The sequence below is a fragment of the Flexivirga lutea genome, from assembly GCF_054778955.1.
In genome coordinates this window covers 971,204-993,786 of sequence record NZ_BAAGZB010000002.1, presented here as the reverse complement: position 1 = coordinate 993,786, position 22,583 = coordinate 971,204, and the positions used below count along the sequence as shown (strand labels likewise).

Here is a 22,583-nt window from a genome sequence, read left to right as displayed (position 1 = left end):
CGCCCGGTGCGTTGGTGCACTCACACACCCGGCACCCGGTGGAATCGTGCCAGCCCGGGTGATGCCCGCAGTCACACAGCTGTCCTGAGTGACGCAGATGCTTCTTGCCGGGCCATCGCATGGTGTCGAGTCTCGCGTGGTCACCCGCACGTTTGCTGAGCGTTCGGTGTGCGCCGGCCGCGTGCGGCGTGCACCAGCGCCGCGATCGGTGCGTGGTCCGGACCCATCTCCGGGTGCCACTGCACTCCGACGCAGAAGCGGTCGGCGGCCGGGTCGCCTTCGGTCGCAAGCAGTTCCATCGCCTCGATGCTGCCGTCGGATGCCCGGCCGGTGACCGCGAACCCCGGGTGGGTCGCCACCGACTGGTGGTGGTGGCAGGGGCCACGGACCGTGTCGCCCTGCACGGCGGCCAGGCGTGAGGTGCGCTCCAACGCCACGTCGACGGTGCCAAAGACGTCCCCGCCGGGAGAGTGCCCGGTGTGACCGACCTCGTCGGGCGTGTGCTGCTGCAACGTGCCGCCGGCGTGGACCGCCATCAGTTGCATTCCGCGGCAGATGCCCAGCGTGGGGAGCCCGCGCGCGTCGGCCGCGTCGAGCAGGGCGAGCTCCCACGCGTCGCGATCGGGGCGGACACCGCCGGTCGCCGGGTGCGGCACGGCACCGTACCGCTGCGGATCGATGTCGGCTCCGCCGGCGATGAGCAGCCCGTCCAGCCGGGCCACGACCGCCGCGGCCGCTCCGCCCAGGTCCTCACCGTGCACCGGGGCGGGCGTGAGCAGCACTGGCACCCCTGCGTGTTCGACGACCGCGTCGGCATACTGGGCGAACTGTATGTCGGCCACCTGGCGCCATACGCCCCAGGACGCCTCTTCCCGGTAGGTGCTGATGCCGATCAGTGGACGAGCCGTCACAGCGGCGTCACGTAGGCGCCGGAGATGCCGCCGTCGACCAGGAAGGTGTTGGCGGTGATGAAGCTGGCGTCGTCGGAGGCCAGGAAGAGCACCGCACTGGCCATCTCCTCGGGCTCGCCGAAGCGACCCATCGGCACATGCACCAGGCGGCGTGCTGCGCGTTCGGGGTCGGAGGCGAAGAGTTCCTTCAGCAGCGGCGTGTTGACCGGGCCGGGGCACAGGGCGTTGACCCGGATGCCTTCCCGCGCGAACTGCACGCCGAGTTCACGGGACATCGTGAGCACGCCGCCCTTGGACGCCGAGTAGGAGATCTGCGAGGTCGCCGCCCCCATCACCGCGACGAAAGACGCTGTGTTGATGATGGATCCGGACTTCTGCTCCAGCATGTAGGGCAGCGCCGCCTTGCAGCACAGGTAGACCGACGTCAGGTTGACCTCCTGGACCCGGCGCCACGCCTCGAGATCGGTGTCCAGGATGGAGTCGTCCTCCGGCGGGCTGATGCCGGCGTTGTTGAAGGCGATGTCGACCGCACCGTAGGTGTCCTTCGCCGTCTTGAAGAGGGCATCGACCTGATCCTTGTCGGTCACGTCGACGTGCACATAGGTCGCGACCTCGTCGCCGCCGAGGTCGGCGACCAGCTGGGCGCCGGCGTCGTCGGCGATGTCACCGATGACCACCTTGGCTCCCTCGGCGACGAACCGCTGGACCGTGGCCAGCCCGATGCCCGAGCAGCCGCCGGTGATCACGGCGACCTTGCCGTCAATGCGTCCTGTCATGGTGTGAGTTCCTCGATTCGGTGGGGTGAACGAAAGCCGGTCATCTCACCGAGAGGACAAGTACCGCCCCGAGAGGACACGAAAAAGGGGCCGTTCTGCCCGCATTGTGGTGTCCGCTCGGAGTGTTTGTTGTCCTCTCGGTGAAGTGGGTGGTCGGGGGGTGGCCGGGGTTGGGTCGGGCCGGTCGGGTCAGTCGGCCGGCGTGCTGGCGAAGAAGACGTTCTTGACCTCGGTGAAGCCGTCCGGTGCGTCCGGGCCGAGCTCGCGGCCGAGTCCGGACTGCTTGAAGCCGCCGAACGGCGTCCAGTAGCGCACCGCGGAGTGCGAGTTGACCGACAGGTTGCCGGACTCGACACCCTGGGCGACACGCAGTGCCCGGCCGAGGTCTCGCGTGTAGATCGACCCGGACAGGCCGTAGTCGGTCCGGTTGGCGAGCGCGATCGCCTCCTCCTCGTCGTCGAAGGTCATCACCGACACCAGCGGGCCGAAAACCTCCTCCTGCCAGGCCGGTTCGTCCACCGAGTGTGCCTCGGCGACGGTGGCGGGCAGCCAGAAACCGCCCAGGTCCGGCACCTCGCCCTGTATGACGACGTCGGCGGCATCGACATACGACCGCACCTTGTCCCGGTGTGCCGCCGAGACCAGCGGGCCCATCTCCGACCGCTCGTCGCTCGGGTCGAGCACCTGCACCCCGCGGACCGCGGGTTCGAGGTGGGACATGAACTCGTCGTATGCCGCACGCTGCACCAGGATCCGCGATCGTGCGCAGCAGTCCTGACCGGCATTGTCGAACACGCCGTAGGGCGCTGCGGCGGCTGCGGCCGGGACGTCGGCGTCGGCGAAGACGATGTTGGAGTTCTTGCCGCCGAGCTCGAGGGTGACCCGCTTGATCTGCTCGGCGCAGCCGGCCATCACCTTCTTGCCGACCACGGTGGAGCCGGTGAAGCAGACCTTGCGCACCAGGGGGTGGGTGACGAAGCGTTCGCCGACGACGTCACCGGCGCCGGGCAACACCGTCAGGACGCCCTCCGGGATGCCGGCTTCGAGGGCGAGTTCACCGATCCGCAGCGCGGTCAACGGGGTCAGCTCGGCGGGCTTCAGCACGACCGTGTTGCCGGCGGCGAGTGCGGGCGCCAGGCCCCATCCGGCGATCGGCATCGGGAAATTCCACGGCACGATGATGCCGACGACGCCGAGCGGCTGACGGAAGGTGATGTCGACACCGCCGGCCGCCGGGATCTGGCGTCCGAAGAGTCGCTCCGGCGTGGCGCTGTAGTAGTTGAGGACGTCGCGGACGTTGCCTGCCTCCCACCGCGCATTGCCGATGGTGTGGCCGGCGTTCCTGACCTCGAGTCGGGCCAGCTCCTGCAGGTGGTCGTCGACGACGGCCGCGAACGCCCGCAGCAGCCGGGCGCGTTCGCCGGGCGCGACCGCCCGCCAGGAGCGGAACGCCTCGTGGGCGCGTTCGATCGCCGCGTCGGTGGTGGCGAGGTCGGCGAGCTCGATCTCGGCGAACGCCTCGCCGGTGACCGGGCTGATCAGGGTGTGACTGGTCAATGCTGTTCCTCTCAGAGCCTCTCGAAGCCGCGGCGGCGTTCCCAGTCGGTGACGGCGGTACCGAACGCGGCGACCTCGACCTCCGCCATGTGCGCGTAGTGGTCGACGACGTCGTCACCGAGCGCGGTACGGGCGACGACGGAGGACCGGAACACGTCCCCCGCCGCGGCGAGGTTGTTCGGCACTCGCGGCTTGTCCGTCTCGTAGGCGTTGCCCTCGACCGGCGCCTCCAGGGTCAGCTGCTGCTCGATGCCGTGCAGCCCGCCGGCGATCATCGCGGCCAGCGCCAGGTAGGGATTGACGTCCGCGCCGGGCACGCGGTTCTCCATCCGGGCCGCCGCGCCGTGGCCGACCAGGCGCACCGCGCAGGTGCGGTTGTCCTGCCCCCAGCCGATCGTCGTCGGCGCGAAGGTGCCGTCCGCAAACCGTTTGTAGGAGTTGATGTTCGGCGCATAGAGCAGGGTGAAGTCGGCCGCGGTCGCGAGTACGCCGGCGACGAACTGCTCATAGAGCTCGCTGCGCCCGCCCGGGCGGTCGTCGTCGGTGAAGACCAGCGAGCCGTCGTCACCGCGCAGTGACAGGTGGATGTGGCAGGAGGAACCCTCGCGCTCGTCGTACTTGGCCATGAAGGTGAGCGACTCGCCACGCTGGGCGGCGATCTCCTTGGCGGCGTTCTTGTAGAAGGCGTGGTTGTCCGCGGTCACCAGCGCCTCGTCATACAGGAAGCCGATCTCGTGCTGGCCGAAGTTGCATTCGCCCTTGGCCGACTCGACGTTGAGGCCGGAGTCGTAGAGCGTGTTGCGCAGCCGGCGCAGCAGCGGCTCGATGCGGGCGGTGCCGAGCAGCGAGTAGTCCACGTTGTAGCGGTTGGCCGGGGTGAGCCGGTGGTAGTCGCGTTCCAGGGCGTCCTCGTAGGAGTTCTCGAAGACGATGAACTCCAGTTCGGTGCCGGCGTACGCCTTCCAGCCGCGGTCGGCCAGCCGCTCCAGCTGGCGACGGAGTATGCCGCGGGGCGACGCGTCGACCGGACGGTGGTCGGGCCAGACCAGGTCGCACTGGATCATGGCGGTGCCCGGCTGGTGCGCGACCCGGCGGGTGGTGTCCCAGTCGAGGACGAACTCCATGTCGCCGTAGCCCTTGTCCCACCCACTGGTGGCGTAGCCGTCGACGGTGTTCATGTCGACGTCGACCGCGAGCAGGTAGTCGCAGCCCTCGGTGCCGTCGGCCGCGACGTGGTCCAGGAAGTGGTGGGCGTGGAAGCGCTTGCCCTGCAGGCGTCCCTGCATGTCGGTGAAGGCGGTGACGACCGTGTCGATGTCTCCGGCTTCGATCAGGTGACGCAGTTGGTCCTGCGTCAGATGGCGGTCGTTGCGTAGCGGCATGGTTCCTTCCTTCGGCACGCGTGGGTGCTCATCCGAGTAGTCCGCGCAGCAGCGCCGCGGTGTCCGAACAGTGTTGATGCATCACGCGACTCGCGCGTGACTCGTTGCCGGCGAGGATCGCGGTCACGATCGACCGGTGCTGGCTCGAGGAGTGCTTGATGTTGCGCGGCAGCACCGGGATGGCCTGCAGCAGCGTGTGCAGGTCGTCCTGCGCGGCGGTCACCGCGGTGATCAGCCGGGCCGAACCGGACAACCGGGCGATGGTGAGGTGCAGGATGCTGTCGGCTCGCCGATGGATCGCCTCGTCCGGAGCACCCTCCACCGATGCGAGCGCCATCTCGAGCGCCCGGCGATCGCCGGCACCCACCTCGTCCCGGGCGCAGCGGGCGGCGGCCAGCGCGGCCGCGCCCGGTTCGACGATCGCCCGGAAGTCGAGCGCATCGCGCAGATCATGCTGTCGGCCGGCGAGCGCCGAGGCGCCGGAGTGCTTTTCGTCGACGGGGACGGAGTCCAGCACCATCGTGCCGCCACCGCGGCCACGCCTGGTCTGCAGCACCCCGGCTGATCGCAGCGCGGTGATCGCCTCGCGGAGCGTGGCACGCGACACCGCCAGCAGGCCGGCCAGGTCGCGCTCCGGCGGCAGCATGCTGCCGGGCGGGTAGATACCGAGCCGGATAGCGATCGCCAACTGTTCGACGCAAGCCTCGAAGGCGTGGTGCGCACGGACCGGGCGCAGCACTGCCCGGTCCAGTCGGTCGCTGCTGCCGGTGGTCGCGCCGGTCGCGCCGTTGTCGAGGCCCGACGGGTCCTTGGTCGTCACGGTGCCGACGGCTCCGCCTCGCGCTGCGCCTCCGGGTCGATGTCACCCTGGGGCTCGATCTTCTTGAGCATGAAGTGGTTTCGGCCTCCGGCATACCAGGTCACGATCGCGAAGACGGCGACGACGAGCACCGCGATCGGTGCGTAGTTGAAGTTGTCGACGGTGACGGGCGATCCGGGCGGCAGGATGAAGAGGATGCAGATGAAGATCACCCAGACGACGGCGATCCAGCCGATCACCGGACTCCACTTGCCGAGATTCCACGGGCCGGGCGTGAAGTCGGGCTGGCGGCGGCGGAGGAACACCGGCACGACATACGCGATGTAGAGCCCGATGACGGCGATCGACGTCACCGCCAGGTATGCCGTGGTGCTGAACAGCGCCGGTGAGGTCAGGATGATCGACAGCACGATGCAGAACCAGATGGAATTGGTCGGCGTGCCGGTGCGCGGGTTGACCTTGGCCCACAGTCGCGAGCCGGGTAGCGCGTCGTCTCGCGAAAAGGCATAGGTCATGCGGGAATTGGCGGTCACCGACGCCATACCGCAGAAGAACTGCGCCATACAGACGATGAAGAGCAGGAACTTCGCCATGAACGGACTGTTCAGCGAGTCGAGGAAGACCTGGGCCGGCGGCAGTCCGGTGCTGGTCCCGAGCAGCTTGTCGATGCCGGCCGGTGAGGCGTTCTGGATGGCGGCGGTGATCGAGAAGAGCAGCAGGAACCCGCCGATCACCGAGACGACGACGCTCATCACGATGCCGCGAGGTGCGGCGAGCGCCGCGCCCTTGGTCTCCTCGGCGACGTGAGCGGACGCGTCATACCCGGTATAGGTGTATTGCGCCATCAGCAGGCCCATCAGCAGCACGTAGGGGCCGAAGGTCCAGCCGGTGCCGTTGTGCCAGCCGGTCAATGTCCAGCCGACCGACTGGTGGTGGTCGGGCAGGATCCACAGCATCGCCACGATGAACAGCGCGCCGGCCACGTGCCACCAGGCCGACACCATCGACAGCAGGCTCACCAGGCTGACGCCGAAGGTGTTGAGCAGGCCGTGCACGATGATGATGCCGACGAACAGCAGGAACGTGCCGGTGGCGGTGACATGGACGCCCCAGGTGAGGTTCATGAACGCCATCCACGTGGTGGCACACCCGAAGTCGATCGCCGCGGTGACCGCGACCTCACCCATGAAGTTGAACCAGCCGACGAACCACGCCCACTGCCGATTGTTGCGGCGAGCCAGCCGGCTCGCCCAGAAGTAGAGGCCGCCGGCGGTCGGGTAGACCGAGCAGACCTCTGCCATCGCCAGCGCCACGCAGACGACGAAGGCGCCGACGACCAGCCACCCGAGCGTGATGGCCGACGGGCCACCCGAGTTGAGCGCGATGGCGTAGGACGTGATGCAGCCGGCCAGGATCGAGATGATCGAGAACGACACGGCGAAGTTGGAGAACGCGGACATGCCGCGGTGCAGCTCTTGCTTGTAGCCCATCTCCGCCAGGAGGCGGGCGTCGTCATCCAGGTGTGCGTGTGCAGAGGTCGAGGCGGAGTCTTGGCTCACGGCTGGCTCCCGTGCTGGACGGACCGAATGGGACCGCGCCAGTGTGGCGCAGGTCACAGCCTTCGGTCAATGGTCCGACTTCATACCTTTAGCTATTTCGGACGCGACCCAACCGAACGGTCTCCCGGTGCAGTAGACCTCATAGGCAGCACGCGGCGAAGGGAGGCGACGATGCCCTCGAAACGTTCTGGCGCCGAGTTGGCGCAAGCGCTCTCCGTATGCCGCCCTGCCATGCACCGCTTTGCGTACGCGCTCGTCGGGCCGGACCACGCGGACGATCTGGTGCAAGACGCCGCCGAGCGGGCCTGGCGCAAGCAGCGGCTCTTCGATGCCAGCCGTGGGAACGCCCAGGCGTGGCTGCTGGCGATCGTCGCCGACCAGGCGCGCCAGCGCTGGCGCAGGCGGCGGCCGGCGTGGGAGGAATTGCACCCGGAGGCGCTCGTCATACCCGATGCCGGCGCTGCGACGGTCGATCTCACGCGTGCCGTCGCCGGGCTCCCCGCCAGACAGCGAGCGGCCGTGGTGTTGCACTACTTCGTCGATCTGCCGGTTGCAGACGTCGCCCACCTGCTGGATTGCGCGCCCGGCACGGTCAAATCCCAACTGCACGACGCACGCGCTGCGCTCGAGCTTGTCCTAGGAGATTCCTATGCCAACGATTGAGGACCGCCTGCGAGACGCGGGTCAGGTATGGCGCGAGCAGGCGGACTCGGTTGCTGGCGAAGCGATCCCGACATCGAGGGTCGCCGGCAGACGGCGGCGAACGCGGCGCACGGCCCTTGCGACCGCGGCGGCCGTTGCATGTCTCGGTGTCGGCATACCTGTCGCCGGTGTGTTGGTTCACCGGGCAGCCGAACACGGCACCGGGCGAGGCGGCGTCGCCGCATCGTGCGCCGGCCCGCAGCTCCGGTTGGGCGAGCAGCCGCACTCCGGCAGCGTCCCTGCGCGGCGGGGGCAGTCACTGATCGTGACCGGCCGCTTCTACCTCGACAGCTGCAACGACACCAACCCGCAGCTACACCCAGCACCACGACCGATCGCCGTCGCGCTGACCCTGCGCCATGGGTCGCACGTGGTCCGGCTCGGGACGGTCCAAGCACACGGTGTCCTCGGAACCTTCCGCACGACGGTTCGTATCCCGAGTGGATTCCCTGCCGGTCCGGCGACGTTGACGACGCGAGCGTCCGGTCACCAGCCATCGGACACCGACCAAACGCCGGTCGAGCCGGTCAGACTGACGATCGTGAAGTAGCCGGGCAGTCTCGGTGAAGCGTCAGCTCTCCGGCAGGTCGGCGAACGCCTGCTTCATGTCGCGGTACCAGCCCATCGACTTCTTCGGGTGCCGCCAGCGACCCTTCATCCCTTTGCGTGCCTTGAGATGTGTTGCGTCGCCGGCCTTCTCGGCATCCTTGAGGTGCTGGTCCTGTGCCTTGATCACGTCGTCGGCCGTCGCGCCGCGGTGCTCGAGGTCGCACGGTCCGCCCAGTTGGCGGCAGGTCATGGTCTTCATCGGAGTGCCCTTTCGGTCGAGTTGCTGTCACTTGTATGACGATCGACGCGCCGCGAGTGTGACCGGCCACGGCTACCCGGCGGAATGATCCCTGGTCTCGACGAACTCGACCCGCCCACCGATGGCGACGGTGCCGTCCGCCCGAGGGTCGACGACGATCCGCGAGGCCACCCCCTGGTGGATCGTCACCGGGCGCTGTAGCAGCGCGCCGAGGCGGATCGCGGCGGCACCGGTCGCCTCGTCCTCGGCGATCCCCATCCGGGTGGGGAAGACCCGCACCCGGACCTCACCGGCCGGCTCGTCCTGCCAGGACCAGACCTGCAGGTGCTCGTCCGGGCCGGCGCCCGGGTGCGCGTCGACCTCCGCCGGCGCATCGAGCCGGTGCATGTCGAACTCCGGCGCCCACTCCGGTCGCGCGCTGATCCAGGTGTCGCGGCCCTCGGTCCACGTCGGGACGTCCCCGGCGGGCGGCCGGAGCACCGGGACGGGCACGCCCTCGCGGCGCAACAACCAGGATGTGCCGACGAGCGGATGGCCGGCCAGCGGCAGCTCGACCGCCGGAGTGTGGATCCACAACTCGCCCCTCGCGGCATCTCGGACGAAGACCGTCTCGGAGAAGCCGAGCTTCGCCGCAACCCGTTGCCGGCGTTCGGCGGACCAGCTGTCGGCATCGAGGAAGACGCCCAGCGGATTGCCGCCGCGTCCGTTCTCGCCGACGAACACCTTCAGCACGTGCAACTGCGTCATCCGACCCCGATCCATGCGGCTGAGTGCCGGTCTCCCGTCAACCTACGAGATCCGCGAGCGTCATACAGCCGAAAGAAATGCCAAAGGCCGGTGGACTCTCGGTCCACCGGCCTTCGTCTCGCGTGCGCGAGGGGGGATTTGAACCCCCACGCCCTTTCGGACACTGGCACCTGAAGCCAGCGCGTCTGCCGTTCCGCCACTCGCGCGAGTGCGGGTCAAGTGTGCCTTGTCCGGCCGTCGAACGCCAAATCGGCACGGTGCCACCGTGGGGACGGCGACTGCGCCGCCGTTGACCTCGCGGGAATCGCACCCATCGCCAGCGCGTATGCCGAGCCGTCATACGCCACACAGTTACCATGGCGTGCGCGGCACGGCCGCCACCCGCAACAGACCCGAGCACGGACACAAGCACCGACACGAGAACCGGACCCCGCACCACCGGAGCAAGGAGGCGAGGCGTGGGCATCTTCGACAAGCTGGAGCGCAGCATCGAGCGCGGCGTCAACGGCGTCTTCGCCAAGGCGTTCCGCTCCGAGGTGCAGCCGGTCGAGATCGCGAGCGCCATGCGGCGGGCGATGGACGACCGCGCGGTGAGCGCGGGCAAGGGCAAACGGCACGTCGTGCCCAACCTCTTCGTGGTCGAACTGTCGACCACCGACTACGAGGGCCTGGTGACCGAGCACGAGGACGAGCTGGCCGACGACCTGATCGCGACCGCGTCCGAGCACGCCGAGAGTCAGCGTTACGAGCCGGGCGGCCCGGTCAGTGTGCAGTTCACCGAGGACGAGAGCCTGGAGACCGGCGTCTTCCGGTTGCGTCCCTCGACCGCACGCCAGGTGCAGCCCGGCATGCACCGGATGCCGGAGCGTATGCCGCCGGCCCGCGATCACGACGACCCGCGCGCGCCGCAAGGGCAGGAGCCGCCGCCGCGCGCCGACCGAGTGGGGGATCGTGGTCTCGATACGCCTCCTCCGCTTCGCTCCCCCGGCTACTCGACCAGCGACGCACAGCGCTCGACCGACAGGTCGGACTACCGGCCGTCGCCGGCGGCGCCCCGGAGGCTGCGGCAGCGGCCGTGGCTGGACGGCGACGGTGACCGCTACCCGCTGCTCGGCGCGATCACCGTCCTCGGCCGCGACGACGACGTCGACGTGGTCCTCGACGACCCGGGCGTCTCCCGGCGGCACAGCGAGATCCGCATCACTTTCGACGGTCCCCACCAGGTCATCAGCATCCGTGACCTCGGCTCGACCAACGGCACCTTCGTCAACGGCGATCCCATCGATTCGCTGCACCTGCACGAGGGCGACCGCATCACCATCGGACGCACGCACCTGATCGTGCACGAAGGCGGGACTCGGTGAGCGAACTCACTCTCACCGCAATCCGACTCGGGTTGCTGGCACTGCTCTGGGCGTTCATCTTCAGCATCGTCAGTGTGCTGCGCGGCGACCTCTACGGCACCCACGTCACCGGCCGCGCGGGCGACCGGCGCAGCAGCGCCGCGTCCCCGCCGCGTGCGGCCAAGCCGGCCCGCCGGGGTCCGACCCGGCTGGCGATCATCGAGGGTCCGATGCGAGGCGGCAGTGTGCCGCTCACCGAGAACGGCGTGCTGATCGGCCGCAACCCCGAGTGCACCCTGGTGCTCTCCGACGACTTCGCCAGCGGCCGCCACGCCCGGATCTACGCGCGCGGCGACAGCTGGATGATCGACGACCTCGGCTCGACCAACGGCACCTTCGTCGGCGGCGAGCGCATCGGCCAGGGCATGCAGTTGCGCGAGGGATCGCGCGTGCGGATCGGCCGGACGGTCCTCGAGGTCAGGAAGTAACCGCCCCATGTCGATCTCCCTGCGGTATGCCGCACGCACCGACATCGGTCTCGGCAGCAAGAGCCGCAACGAGGACTCCGGGTATGCCGGACCCGACCTGTTGGTGCTCGCCGACGGCATGGGCGGACACGCCGCGGGCGACATGGCCAGCTCCACCGTGGTCGCCGAACTCCTCGACCTGGACGGTGCGTCGTTCGCCACCGACGAGGCGCTGCGCCGGCTCGCCGCGGCCGTGCGGGCCGCCAACGCCCGGCTGCGGGCCGAGATGGACGACGACCCCGAACTCGAGGGCATGGGCACGACGCTCATCGCGTTCCTGCGCAGCGGGAACATGCTCGCCCTGGCCAATATCGGCGACTCGCGCGCCTACCTGCTGCGTGACGGCGTCTTCAGCCAGATCACCAAGGACCACAGCTTCGTGCAGACCCTCCTCGACGAGGGACGCATCACCCCGGAGGAGGCCGAACACCACCCGCAGCGGTCCCTGGTGACGCGGGTGCTGACCGGCCGCGAGGACGACGAACCGGACCTGTCGCTGCGGGAGGCCAAGCCCGGTGACCGGCTGCTGCTGTGCTCCGACGGCCTGCCGGACTACGTCGCCGGCTCCACCATCGAGCAGATCGTCACCGGCGACGGCACCCCGGCACAGATCGCCGAAGCGCTGATCGCGATCGCGCTGAAGGCCGCCACCCGCGACAACGTCACGGTGGTGGTCGCCGACGTCATCGGCGACGACGAGGACGGGCCCAGCTCCTCGACCCCGCAGATCGTCGGCGCCGCCGCCGCGCACGACCTCGCCGCCGAGGAGGCCGACGCCCCCACCTCTCCGGCGGCCAAGGCGGCCGCGCTCAGCCGGGCGGCCAACGCACCGGCGCCCCGGCTCGACGACAACGCCGACGACGCGGACGACGCCGCCGCGCCGGTCCTCGCCGAGGAGGGCCCGCGTCGCTTCACCGGGCTGCGCCGCGGCCTCTTCGCGCTGCTGGTCGTCGCGGTGCTCGCCGTCATCGGCATCTTCGGGTATGCCGCCACCCAGCGGCAGTACTACATCACCCAGCACCACGGGAAAGTGACCATCTACCAAGGCATCTCGCAGGACTTCGGGCCGATCAGCCTGCACTCGGTCGACACGGTCAGCGACATCTGGGTCGCCGACCTGCCCAGCTACGACCGCAGCAAGGTCACCGCGGGCAGCCTGACCGCGGACAGCCGCCAGGCGGCGATCGGCATCGTGGAGAATCTCCGCTCCGACATGGTCACCTGCCAGGCACAGGCCGCCGACGGAAGCAGTTGCTGAGCGTGAGAGCCAAGATCGCCGCACCCAGGACCCGGCGCAACACCGAACTGGTGTTGCTGCTGATCGCTGTCGCGATCGTGCTGGTGGCCTACGCGAATGTCGGTCTGGCAGTGAACAACTCGTTGCCGGTCGACTTCTACACACTCGGCGGCGGCTTCGCGGTCGTGGCGTTCGCCTTCCACCTGGTCCTGCGCTGGAAGGCGTCATACGCCGACCCGGTGCTGTTGCCGATCGTCACCCTGCTCAACGGGCTCGGTCTGGTGATGATCCACCGCATCGACCTGGCGCCCGGCTCACCGCATGCCGCGCCCAAACAGCTGATGTGGACCGCCGTGGCGGCCGTAGCCGCCGTCGCGTTGCTGTTCTTCGTGCCGGACCACCGCCGGCTGCGGCGCTACACCTTCATCTTCGGGCTGGCCGGCTTCGTGCTGCTGCTGACCCCGCTGCTGCCCGGAATCGGCCGCAACATCAATGGATCCCGCGTGTGGATCGGGCTCGGCGGGTTCTCCTTCCAGCCCAGTGAGATCGCCAAGATCCTGATCACCATCTTCTTCGCCAGCTACCTGGTGCAGACCCGCGACGCGCTCTCGCTGGTCGGCCGGCGGGTGCTCGGGCTGCCGCTGCCACGCGCCCGTGACATGGGCCCGATCCTGATCGCCTGGATCGCCTCGCTGGGTGTGCTGGTCTTCGAGTCCGACCTCGGCACCTCGTTGCTGTTCTTCGGACTCTTCGTCGGCATGCTCTACGTCGCCACCGAGCGCCGGTCCTGGATCATCATCGGCCTGGGGCTCTTCCTGGTCGGCACGTATGTCGCCTACCTGCTCTTCGCGCACTTCCAGGAGCGGGTGTCGTTGTGGCTGGACCCGTTCCAGCCGGCCCTGTCCGACCAGATCGCCAAGGGTCTGATGGGTATGGCGGCCGGCGGCATGTTCGGCACCGGCCTGGGCCAAGGACATCCGGAGCTGACCTACTTCGCCAACAGCGACTTCATCATCCCCTCCTTCGGCGAGGAACTCGGCCTGGTCGGGCTGTGCGCGATCCTGGTGCTCTACGGGCTGTTGGTGGAGCGCGGCCTGCGCGCCGGGGTCGCGTCCCGCGACGGCTTCGGCAAGTTGCTGGCCACCGGCCTGGCGTTCTCGATGGCGTTGCAGGTCTTCGTGGTCGTCGGCGGTGTCACCCGGGTGATTCCGCTGACCGGTCTGACCACACCCTTCCTGTCCGCGGGTGGCTCGTCGCTGCTGGCCAACTGGGTGATCGTCGCGCTGTTGCTGCGCATCACCGACCACGCGCGCCGTCCCACCACCGAGGGGCGCCCGGAGAACCTCGGCACCGACGACACCCAAGTGGTGAAGACCCGATGACGCACTTGATCTCGATACGCTCGTTCCTCGCTACCCTTCGATACGTCCGTCGCAAGCTCCGGGCTACTCAGGACGACGCTCGATCGGTGTGCGCATGAACGCACCCATCCGCCGCCTCGGGCTGGTCGTCGCCGCGATGTTCTGTGCCCTGCTGGTCGCGACCACGCTGATCCAATTCGTGCAGGCCCGCAGCCTGGACGATCGTCCCGGCAACCGGCGCACCCTGCTGGCGTCATACAGCAAGGAACGCGGGTCGATCCTGGTCGGCGGTTCCTCCGCGGCCGTGTCCAAGCCGACCGACGACCAGTACAAGTGGCTGCGCACCTACCCGCAGGGTTCGCTGTACGCCGACGTGACCGGCTACTTCTCCTTCACCTACGGCAGCACCGGCATCGAGCGCAGCTACAACGATTTCCTCAACGGCAGTTCGGACAAGCTCTTCTACCGCCGGCTGATCGACATCGTCACCGGACAGTCGGCGCAGGGTGCCAGCGTGCAGCTGACGCTCAACGCCAAGGCGCAGCAGGCCGCCACCCAGGCGCTCGGCAACCAGAAGGGCGCCGTCGTCGCCCTCGACCCGAGGACCGGCGCGATCCTGGCGATGGTCACCAGCCCCAGCTACGACCCGAACAAGCTGTCCAGCCACAACCTGGACGAGGTGCAGCGCGCCTTCACCCGGCTGTCCAAGGACCCCGACCAACCGCTGCTCAACCGCGCGATCAACGGCAACCTCTACCCGCCGGGATCCACCTTCAAGCTGGTCGACGCGGCCGCCGCGCTGGAGTCGGGCAACTACACGCCCCAGTCCACGCTGCCCGGGCCGGCCACGCTGCGGCTGCCCGGCACCAACAGCTACCTGCCCAACGACTTCCCCGGCAACTGCGGCGCGCACGACAAGGTCAGCCTGAAGCGAGCGCTGACGATCAGCTGCAACACCGCCTTCGCCTCGCTGGGCATGACCCTCGGCCAGGACACCGTCCGGAGTATGGCGACGAAGTTCGGCTTCGGGAAGTCGCTGTCGATCCCGATGTCGGTCACCCCCAGTGTCTTCCCGACCGACCTCAACCAGCCGCAGCTGGCCCAGTCCGCCATCGGTCAGTACGACGTACGGGCCACGCCGCTGCAGATCGCGATGATCAGCGCCGCGATCGCCAACGGCGGCAAGGAGATGACGCCCTACCTGGTGCAGTCGGTGCGCGACAAGAACCTCGACGTCATCCAGACGACCGACCCCAAGGAGTTCTCCCACCCGGTGTCGGAGAGCACCGCCAAGGACCTGACGAACATGATGGAGTCCGTCGTGAGCCAGGGCACGGGAACCAACGCGGCCATCCCGGGCATCAAGGTTGCGGGCAAGACGGGCACCGCCGAGCACGGCGCCGGCCGCAACGCCGACGTGTGGTTCACCGGGTTCGCGCCCGCCGACAACCCCAAGGTCGCCGTCGCGGTGCTGGTCGAGAACGGCGGCACGGTCGGGCAGGAAGCGAGTGGCGGTCTGGTGGCGGCACCGATCGCCAAGCAGGTGATGGAAGCAGTGATCGGACGATGACGACGCCGGGTGACCTGATGGGCGGCCGCTACCGGCTGACCAGTCGCATCGCGGCCGGCGGCATGGGCGAGGTCTGGCAGGCCCGCGACGAGATCCTGGGCCGGACCGTCGCGATCAAGCTGCTCAAGGAGGGGCTGACCGACGAGGCGGGCTTCACCGAGCGGTTCCGCAACGAGGCGCGCCTGTCCGCCGGGCTCGCGCACGGCAACATCGCCCAGGTCTACGACTACGGCGAGGACGGCAACCTGGCCTACCTGGTGATGGAATACGTCCCGGGCAAGCCGCTGTCCTCGATCCTGCACGAGCGCGGCCCGATCTCCGCGGCCGACACCGCGGGCCTGATCGGCCAGGCCGCCGCCGCGCTGCACGCCGCGCACCGGTCCGGGCTGATCCACCGCGACGTGAAACCCGCCAACATGCTGGTCACACCCGACGGGGTGGTGAAGCTGACCGACTTCGGCATCGCCCGCGCCGTCGGATCGGCAGCGATGACCAGGACCGGCGAGGTGATGGGCACCGCCCAGTACCTCGCACCGGAGGCCGCCATGGGCCGCGAGACCACGGCCCTGTCCGACGTCTACTCACTGGCCGTGGTCACCTACGAGATGCTCGGTGGCAGAAGGCCGTTCACCGCCGACAGCGCGGTCGCGCTCGCGCTGGCGCACGTCAACGAACAGCCCCCGCCGCTGCCCACCGAGGTGCCCGCACCATTGCGTGCCGTGGTGCACGTCGCGCTCGACAAGGACCCGGCGGCGCGTCCGGACTCCGCGCAGGAGTTCGGCCGGGCGCTGCGTCAGGCCGTCGCCGACAGCGAGCGGATGGGCCTGAACATCTGGACGCCCGCACCTCGGGCGGCCCTGCCCGGCGTCCCGGGGGGATCATCCGGTCCGCAGTCGGCTGCCGCACCGGGCGCCGTCTCCGGTCCGCAGCCCACGACGCAACGACGTCGTGCAGCGGCGTCCTCGGCACCGCAGTCCCAGATCGCGCCTTCGGGTCCGCCGACCGGGTCGGGTCCGGCGACCCACCGCTCGCTGCGTGTCGGCGGAATCGGCATCATCGCCGGCATCCTGGCCGTCGTGGTCATCGCGGTCGTGGTGGGCGTCATACTGGCGACACGTGGCGGGGGGAGCCCGCAGGTGCCCTCCGCCCCCGACACCGGACCCTTCCACCAACCGCTCGTGACCTACAGTCCGGAGGCATCCTCGTGACCGACGGACTGCCCCGCATCCTCGGCGGCCGTTACGAGGTCGGTGAACTCATCGGCCGCGGCGGTATGGCGGAGGTGCATCTCGGGCACGACATCCGGCTGGGCCGGACGGTCGCCATCAAGATCCTGCGCGCCGAACTCGCCCGGGACAGCACCTTCCTGACCCGCTTCCGGCGGGAGGCGCACTCGGCGGCCGGCCTGTCTCACCACTCGATCGTGGCGGTCTACGACTCCGGCGAGGACACCTTCACCGAGACCGGCGGCGCCGACATCGACATTCCCTACATCGTCATGGAGTATGTCGACGGTCAGACGCTGCGCGAGATCCTCAACGACGAGGGCAGGCTGTCGCCGGACGAGGCGGCACGGGTCACCATGGGCATCCTGTCGGCGCTGGAGTACTCCCACGACAAGGGCATCGTCCACCGTGACATCAAGCCGGCCAACGTGATGCTGACCAAGGGCGGCAGCGTCAAGGTGATGGACTTCGGCATCGCCCGGGCGCTGGCGGACACCGGCGCCACCATGACGTCCGCGCAGGCGGTGGTCGGCACCGCGCGGTACCTGTCGCCGGAGCAGGCGCAGGGCGAGACCGTCGACGCGCGCTCCGACCTCTACTCCGCCGGCTGCGTGCTCTACGAACTCCTCACCGGCCGCACGCCGTTCGTCGGGGAGCCGGTGTCGCTGGTCTACCAGCACATCACCGACCCGCCGAAGCCGCCGTCGACCTACGAGGCGTCGGTCCCGGACGCGATGAACGCCGTCACGTTGCACTCGCTGGCCAAGGCGCGCGACGACCGCTACCAGTCCGCGGCCGAGTTCCGCGCCGACCTGCAGGCCGCCCGCACCGGTGCGCCGCTCAGCGAGGGGGCGACCGCCGTCTTCAGTGCGGCGGCCGCGGCGGCACCGTCGATGATGGACCACGAACCCCAGGCGCCCGTGGCGCCCGCGCGCCGCGACCACACCCGCGAGATCCACGACCGGGAGCCGCAACGCCGGCTGACCGGCCTGTGGGTGGTCGCCGGCATCATCGCGCTGCTGGCCATCCTGGGCATCGGCTACCTGGTCATGAACGGCGGCAAGGGCGACAACCCGACCGCGACGGTGCCCAACGTGGTGCAGAAGTCGGAGGCGCAGGCCAAGGCGATCCTGCGGGGAGCCGGCTTCGACCACTACCAGGTGAAGGAGATCAACAGCAGCAGCGTCGCCAAGGGGTATGTCGTCGGCACCGATCCGACGCGCGGCAGCACCGTCGACCCGACCACCCTGATCCAGCTCAACGTCAGCAAGGGGCCCGGGCTGGTGCAGGTGCCGGACGTCACCGGCAAGTCGGTCGCCGAGGCCCGACAGGCCTTGGGCAGTCAGGGCTTCCAGAACGTCGCGATCGCGCCCAAGAAGGTCGATGACACCGAGTACTCCGCCGGGGACGTCGTGTCGGCATACCCGGCGATCGGCTCGATGGCCGACCCCAGCCAGAAGGTGACGCTCAGCGTCAGCAGCGGCAAGGTGCACGTGCCCAGCGACCTGACCGGCAAGGACAGCGGCGAGGCGCAACTGGCGGTGCTGCAGGCCAACCTGCAGCCGAAAGTCGAGAACGTCCCGGTCAGCGACGAGGGCCAGGGCGGCAAGGTGCTGAAGGTGTCGCCACACGAGGGCGCCCGGGTCGACAAGGGGTCGACGGTGACGCTGACGGTCGGCGTCTACAGCAGTCAGACGACGGTCACCGTCGTGCCGCCGCCGCCGTCGTCGACCAGTGAGCCGTCCAGCACCAGCAGCAGTTCCTCGAGCACACCGACCACCACTCCGCCGAGCACCGGGCCGGAGTCACCGACGCAGACCGGGCCGCCGCTCACCCCGCCGGGCAAGACCAAGACCCACAAGAAGTGAGCGGCTGACCCCGGGTCGGGGCGCCGGTTCAGGCGCCGGGGCGACGCGGCACGACGAAAAAGTAACGACAGTAGCCAGTTACTCGCCCGATCAGCCCCCGCACGACGAGAAAGTAACGACAGTAGCCAGTTATTCGCCCGATCCGTGCCGCCCGGAGTCGGGCGCAGGTTCCGGCGCGGGCGCAGGTTCAGGCGCCGGCCGCGGTGTGCACCAGCGGAGCCAGGCCCGCCGAGCGTTCGACGGCGTCGTCCATCCCGCACAGCTGCAGCCAGTTGGCCAGCATCCGGTGGCCACCCTCGGTGAGCACCGACTCGGGGTGGAACTGCACGCCGTGCAGCGGCAGTGTCCGGTGCTGCACGGCCATGATCACCCCGGACTCGGTGCGGCCGGTGACCTCCAGCTCGTCCGGGACGGTGCCGGACTCGATCGCCAGCGAGTGGTAGCGGGTCGCGGTGAACGGCGACGGGAGTCCCGCCAGCACGCCGGCGCCCTGGTGCACGATGCGGGAGGTCTTGCCGTGCAGCAGCTCCGGGGCGCGGCCGACCGTTGCGCCATACACGACGCCGAGGGCCTGATGGCCGAGGCAGACGCCGAACATCGGCTGCTCCCGCCGGGCGCAGGCCTCGATCATCGCGGTCGAGACGCCGGCCGCCTCGGGCGTGCCGGGCCCGGGCGAGACGAGCACGCCGTCGTAGCCGGCGCCCTCGGCGGCGGTGACGGCGTCGTGGCGCACGACGGTCGTGTCCGCGCCGAGCTGCTGCAGGTAGCCGACGATGGTGAAGACGAAACTGTCGTAGTTGTCGATCACCAGAATGTTGGTCATCCGGTACCTCTCCGCGTGATGGTGGGTTACTTGGCGACCTTGGCGTACTTCAGATCGAGCGCGCCCTGGTATGCCGGGAAGGTCTCCTTGTCGGAGGTCTGCACGTCATACCCGAGACCCGCCAGGGGCACGTAGGCCTGGTAGTTCTGGACCGCCGGGTCGTCGTTCAGTGCCGCGCGCAGCTTCGCCGGATCGCCCATCGCGCGGATCCGGAACGGCGGTGAGTAAACCCGCCCCTGCAACAGCAGGGTGTTGCCGACGCAGCGCACCGCCGAGGTGGAGATGACCCGTTGGTCCATCAGCATCATCGCGGTCGCCCCGCCGGCCCACAGCGCGTTGACCACTGCTTGGACATCCTGCTGGTGCACCACCAGCCAGTCGAGGTTGGCGCCCGGGGGCAGGGTCGACGGGTCGCGGGTGGAGTCGTTGAGCGTGACGGTGACGACCTTGCCGGTGACCTTCGTCAGCCCGGCGCTGTCGGCGTAGTGGTCGCCGGTGCGCTGGGCGGTGCGCAGCCGGGACGACCCGGGCGCGTCGCGTCTGCCCAGCCGTTTGACGTCGGCCTGCAGCGCGGCGACGTCGGCGGCCTGGCCGGCGACCCGGCGGTTGCCGTCCTGGACGACCTGCACCAGGTCGCGGGTGCCGGGCCGCAGATCGTTGCCCTGGGACGTGGTCGCGCTGACACCGAACAGCAGCCCGGCGGCCACGCCGATCACCGGCACGGCATACGCCCAGCGGTTGCGTCGTGGCACGTCACGTCTCCTCACCCCGGCTGGTGGCTCACGGGTGTCCGCCACTCCGGCAGCGGTCACTGGTGAAATAGTCTGGTCCAGATTCTGACATCTCGCTTTGGGAGTATGCCGTGAGCACGTCCGAGAACAACGCCGACGACAGGTCTGCAGTCCCCGCCGGCGACGAGGACGCCGCCGCGAAGAAGGCCGCCAACAAGGCCGCCGCCAAGGAGGAGAAGGCAGCGCGGCGCAAGGAGGAGGAGCGCGAGCGCGAGGAGAAGCGCGTCGCCAAGATGGTCGACTCCCCCAGCCCCGGCTGGTGGGTGCCGACGCTGTGCACCTTCATGATCGTCGGGTTGTTCTGGCTGGTCGTCTATTACCTGACCGGGGAGAAGTACCCGATCCCCGGAATCGGGCTGGGCAACATGGCCATCGGCTTCGTGCTGATCCTCGTCGGTTTCGGGATGACGACCCGCTGGCGGTAGCCGGTCGACGCCGAGCCGTCGGCCGCCGGGCACGACGCCCGGAAAGTTATCCACCGGGTTGTCCACAGCCCGTGGAAAACTACATCGGTGTCATTCACCCACCGTCTCGATGAGGCGCCCTGCGGCGCCGTTCCGCGGTGTGCCGCGCCCGCAGAGCCGCGCCGGCCGGTGTCGTTCCGCGTTGTCCACAGGTTTATCCACAAGGAGTGGATAACTACATGTGTGTAACTTCGATCAGGTGATCGGGAGGCCGGCTCCGTCGCGGCGCAGGTCCGGTGCGCTACCCGGTCAGGCGCGGGTCAGGTGCGCTCGCGCCCTTCCGGACCCGTCGGCGGTTCGGTGGTGAACGAGCGCATCGCGTCCAGCACGCTGTGCACGAGGGGCACCTCGTGGGTGCGGTAGACGCCGGTGCCGCCCAGGTGGGCCAGGACCGCGAAGAAGCCCTCGCCGCTGCGGTACTGGTCCTCGAAGATGTCGAAGGCGTGCGGCAGCGCGTGACAGATCGGCACCCCGAGCCGGCGCAGCCGGCAGGTGTGCAGCAGCGCGGTGGCCTGGTGGCGGGCGCGGGTGCGCTGGTCGTCCAGGTGGAACCCGAAGCCGAGCCCGGGGTCGATGGCCAGGCTGGGCACGCCCAGCGCGCGCGCCCGGTCGATGCGCCGGCCGAACAGCTCGAGCATCGCCGGCACGGGGTCGGGGTCGACAACGTCCGCGGTCAGGGCGCGGGCGTTCGGGCCGAGGACGTGGCACAACACCACGGTGGCGTCGTGCTCGGCGGCCAGGGTGAACATCCGGTCGTCGTCGTCGGAGCCGGTGAGGTTGAGCAGGCAGGCGCCGGCCTCGAGACCGGCCCGGGCGACGGGTTCCTGGTAGGCCTCGACCGAGACGGCGATGCCCTCGGCGGTGAGCTGCTCGATCACCGGTGTCAGCAGCTCCTGCTGGGCGGCCAGCTCGGCGCGGGCAGCGGTCGCGCGGGTGGACTCGGCGCCGACGTCGACGACGTCGGCGCCGGCGGCCGCCTGCACCCGGCCCTTACGGACCGCCGAGGCGGTGCTGACCGCGATGCTGTCGCGGTATGACGAATCGCGCGACAGGTTGACCACGCCCATCAGCACCGGCCGCTCGTCGGTGTCGATCGTGTGCGAACCCACCTGCAGCGGCGCGACGGGTGCCGCCAGGTCGGACTCGTAGCGACGGGCGAGGTCAGCCAGCGCGGTGAGGCTGATCATCGGCCCGTCGCCAGGTAGCGCAGCATCAGGGTGTCGTCGCCGTGCAGCACGTGGGCCAGCCGGAACCGGGTGACCTGTGGCAGCGACGGCGTCGGCGGCGACGTCTGCGTCCCGGCGAAGACCGGGCTGACGGTGATGTCGGCCTCGTCCACCAGGTCCGCGGCGATCAGGTCGCGCAGCAGCCGCGGACCCCCTTCGCAGACGATGCGCCGCAGCCCACGGTCGACCAGTGCCGCGACGAGGGCCTCCGGTACTCCCGGGTCCAGGACGACCACGTCGGCGTGCTGCCGCGCGGTCTCCAGCCGGGCGCGGGCGCCCCCTGCCGGGGTGAGCACGAGCGGCCGGTGAGTGGACTCGCGCCATACCGGCAGCTCCCACGGCAGGTCCAAGGACCGGCTCACCACGGCGATCACCGGCGCCGGCAGCTGCCCGGCGGCCTCGCGACGGGGTGTGTCGGCCGGTTTGGCGCGCATCGGGGTGTATTGCTCGGCGCGCAGGGTGCCGGCGCCGACCAGGACGGCGTCCGCGTCGCGGCGCACGGCGTTGAAGACCAGCTGGTCGGCCGGCGACGAGACGGAGTTGCTCAGCTGGTCCGGGCCGGCCGCCGCACCGTCGAGGGTGGTGACCATCATCGCCCGCAGCCACGTCCCGGAGCCGGGCCACGGGTAGACGTGCAGCATGTCGTCCTGGGTCAGCGGGTCATCGCCGGTGAGCGGGAGTGGGCCATGAACCGGGCCAGCCTCAAACATATCTCCGCAACCTACCTGCCCGGTGTGTGCCTCAGCCGGTGACACCCGCCAGGCCATGAAACGGCGCTTGCGATCTCGGTCGCTGCGCAGGGTCCCCCGCAGCGTCGAGGTGATGGTGCTGGACCCGGTCGCGTTCGGGTTCTGTGCGGGTCGGCGTGGGTGCATGTGGGCGTGG

General features: G+C 69.6%; 21 protein-coding genes and 1 tRNA gene. 9 read left to right on the top strand and 13 right to left on the bottom strand.

The genetic code is table 11. The features are described 5' to 3' along the window. Positions 1-140: 140 nt before the first annotated feature. The 6 genes from ACYVBN_RS11130 to ACYVBN_RS11105 all read right to left on the bottom strand — a co-directional run bounded on the left by ACYVBN_RS11130 (position 141) and on the right by ACYVBN_RS11105 (position 7,005). Positions 141-911, bottom strand: a complete 771-nt coding sequence (locus ACYVBN_RS11130) for a gamma-glutamyl-gamma-aminobutyrate hydrolase family protein (RefSeq protein ID WP_460600566.1) — start codon at positions 909-911, stop codon at positions 141-143. Then, complete coding sequence (locus ACYVBN_RS11125; protein WP_460600565.1) at positions 908-1,687, bottom strand: SDR family oxidoreductase; 780 nt, start codon at positions 1,685-1,687, stop codon at positions 908-910. The genes ACYVBN_RS11130 and ACYVBN_RS11125 overlap by 4 nt, the downstream gene beginning before the upstream one ends. Positions 1,688-1,876: 189 nt before the next feature. Beyond that, complete coding sequence (locus tag ACYVBN_RS11120) at positions 1,877-3,244, bottom strand: aldehyde dehydrogenase family protein (protein WP_460600564.1); 1,368 nt, start codon at positions 3,242-3,244, stop codon at positions 1,877-1,879. An 11-nt stretch (positions 3,245-3,255) separates the two neighbouring features. Then, positions 3,256-4,626, bottom strand: coding sequence for a glutamine synthetase family protein (locus ACYVBN_RS11115; RefSeq protein WP_460600563.1), 1,371 nt, complete (start codon positions 4,624-4,626; stop codon positions 3,256-3,258). A 28-nt stretch (positions 4,627-4,654) separates the two neighbouring features. Next, positions 4,655-5,446: a FadR/GntR family transcriptional regulator gene (locus tag ACYVBN_RS11110; protein WP_460600562.1), complete on the bottom strand. Its 792-nt coding sequence runs from the start codon at positions 5,444-5,446 to the stop codon at positions 4,655-4,657. Then, positions 5,443-7,005 (bottom strand): APC family permease, encoded by a 1,563-nt coding sequence (locus ACYVBN_RS11105; RefSeq protein ID WP_460600561.1) that lies wholly within the window; start codon positions 7,003-7,005, stop codon positions 5,443-5,445. The genes ACYVBN_RS11110 and ACYVBN_RS11105 overlap by 4 nt, the downstream gene beginning before the upstream one ends. 171 nt (positions 7,006-7,176) lie before the next feature. Here ACYVBN_RS11105 and ACYVBN_RS11100 point away from each other — a divergent pair, with 171 nt between their 5' ends. Beyond that, a complete protein-coding gene (locus ACYVBN_RS11100; protein WP_460600560.1) occupies positions 7,177-7,668 on the top strand; it encodes an RNA polymerase sigma factor in 492 nt (163 codons plus the stop codon). Positions 7,669-8,278: 610 nt separating this feature from the next. Here ACYVBN_RS11100 and ACYVBN_RS11095 read toward each other — a convergent pair. The 3 genes from ACYVBN_RS11095 to ACYVBN_RS11085 all read right to left on the bottom strand — a co-directional run bounded on the left by ACYVBN_RS11095 (position 8,279) and on the right by ACYVBN_RS11085 (position 9,468). Further along, positions 8,279-8,515 (bottom strand): DUF1059 domain-containing protein, encoded by a 237-nt coding sequence (locus tag ACYVBN_RS11095; RefSeq protein ID WP_460600559.1) that lies wholly within the window; start codon positions 8,513-8,515, stop codon positions 8,279-8,281. Positions 8,516-8,587: 72 nt separating this feature from the next. Continuing rightward, entirely contained in the window at positions 8,588-9,262 is a 675-nt protein-coding gene (locus tag ACYVBN_RS11090; RefSeq protein ID WP_460600558.1) for a PhzF family phenazine biosynthesis protein, read from the bottom strand. Positions 9,263-9,385: 123 nt separating this feature from the next. Then, positions 9,386-9,468: transfer RNA gene (locus ACYVBN_RS11085), tRNA-Leu, on the bottom strand. Positions 9,469-9,720: 252 nt separating this feature from the next. Between ACYVBN_RS11085 and ACYVBN_RS11080 the strand changes: the two genes are divergently transcribed. From ACYVBN_RS11080 to pknB, 7 genes are all read left to right on the top strand, one after another. Next, positions 9,721-10,626: an FhaA domain-containing protein gene (locus ACYVBN_RS11080; RefSeq protein ID WP_460600557.1), complete on the top strand. Its 906-nt coding sequence runs from the start codon at positions 9,721-9,723 to the stop codon at positions 10,624-10,626. After that, complete coding sequence (locus ACYVBN_RS11075) at positions 10,623-11,093, top strand: FHA domain-containing protein (protein ID WP_460600556.1); 471 nt, start codon at positions 10,623-10,625, stop codon at positions 11,091-11,093. Before ACYVBN_RS11080 ends, ACYVBN_RS11075 begins: the two co-directional genes overlap by 4 nt. 7 nt (positions 11,094-11,100) lie before the next feature. Next, positions 11,101-12,390 (top strand): PP2C family protein-serine/threonine phosphatase, encoded by a 1,290-nt coding sequence (locus ACYVBN_RS11070; RefSeq protein WP_460600555.1) that lies wholly within the window; start codon positions 11,101-11,103, stop codon positions 12,388-12,390. 2 nt (positions 12,391-12,392) lie between these two features. Beyond that, a complete protein-coding gene (locus tag ACYVBN_RS11065; protein ID WP_460600554.1) occupies positions 12,393-13,751 on the top strand; it encodes an FtsW/RodA/SpoVE family cell cycle protein in 1,359 nt (452 codons plus the stop codon). A 94-nt stretch (positions 13,752-13,845) separates the two neighbouring features. After that, positions 13,846-15,300, top strand: coding sequence for a peptidoglycan D,D-transpeptidase FtsI family protein (locus ACYVBN_RS11060; protein ID WP_440282026.1), 1,455 nt, complete (start codon positions 13,846-13,848; stop codon positions 15,298-15,300). Next, on the top strand, positions 15,297-16,508 hold the full coding sequence (locus ACYVBN_RS11055; protein ID WP_460600553.1) for a protein kinase domain-containing protein: 1,212 nt from the start codon (positions 15,297-15,299) through the stop codon (positions 16,506-16,508). Before ACYVBN_RS11060 ends, ACYVBN_RS11055 begins: the two co-directional genes overlap by 4 nt. Continuing rightward, positions 16,505-18,394, top strand: coding sequence for a Stk1 family PASTA domain-containing Ser/Thr kinase (gene pknB / locus ACYVBN_RS11050; RefSeq protein WP_460600552.1), 1,890 nt, complete (start codon positions 16,505-16,507; stop codon positions 18,392-18,394). Before ACYVBN_RS11055 ends, pknB begins: the two co-directional genes overlap by 4 nt. 187 nt (positions 18,395-18,581) lie before the next feature. On the opposite strand, the gene ACYVBN_RS11045 is transcribed toward pknB, so the two are convergent. Together ACYVBN_RS11045 and ACYVBN_RS11040 are read right to left on the bottom strand one after the other, a co-directional pair. After that, positions 18,582-19,217, bottom strand: a complete 636-nt coding sequence (locus tag ACYVBN_RS11045) for a type 1 glutamine amidotransferase family protein (protein WP_460600551.1) — start codon at positions 19,215-19,217, stop codon at positions 18,582-18,584. Positions 19,218-19,243: 26 nt separating this feature from the next. Then, complete coding sequence (locus ACYVBN_RS11040) at positions 19,244-19,969, bottom strand: DUF881 domain-containing protein (protein WP_460600550.1); 726 nt, start codon at positions 19,967-19,969, stop codon at positions 19,244-19,246. A 110-nt stretch (positions 19,970-20,079) separates the two neighbouring features. Here ACYVBN_RS11040 and ACYVBN_RS11035 point away from each other — a divergent pair, with 110 nt between their 5' ends. After that, positions 20,080-20,433 (top strand): cell division protein CrgA, encoded by a 354-nt coding sequence (locus tag ACYVBN_RS11035; RefSeq protein WP_440282031.1) that lies wholly within the window; start codon positions 20,080-20,082, stop codon positions 20,431-20,433. Between the two features lie 299 nt (positions 20,434-20,732). Here ACYVBN_RS11035 and ACYVBN_RS11030 read toward each other — a convergent pair whose 3' ends face one another. Further along, positions 20,733-21,659: a dihydropteroate synthase gene (locus ACYVBN_RS11030; RefSeq protein WP_460600549.1), complete on the bottom strand. Its 927-nt coding sequence runs from the start codon at positions 21,657-21,659 to the stop codon at positions 20,733-20,735. After that, positions 21,656-22,408: a dihydrofolate reductase family protein gene (locus ACYVBN_RS11025; RefSeq protein WP_460600548.1), complete on the bottom strand. Its 753-nt coding sequence runs from the start codon at positions 22,406-22,408 to the stop codon at positions 21,656-21,658. Before ACYVBN_RS11025 ends, ACYVBN_RS11030 begins: the two co-directional genes overlap by 4 nt. Positions 22,409-22,583 lie beyond the last annotated feature (175 nt).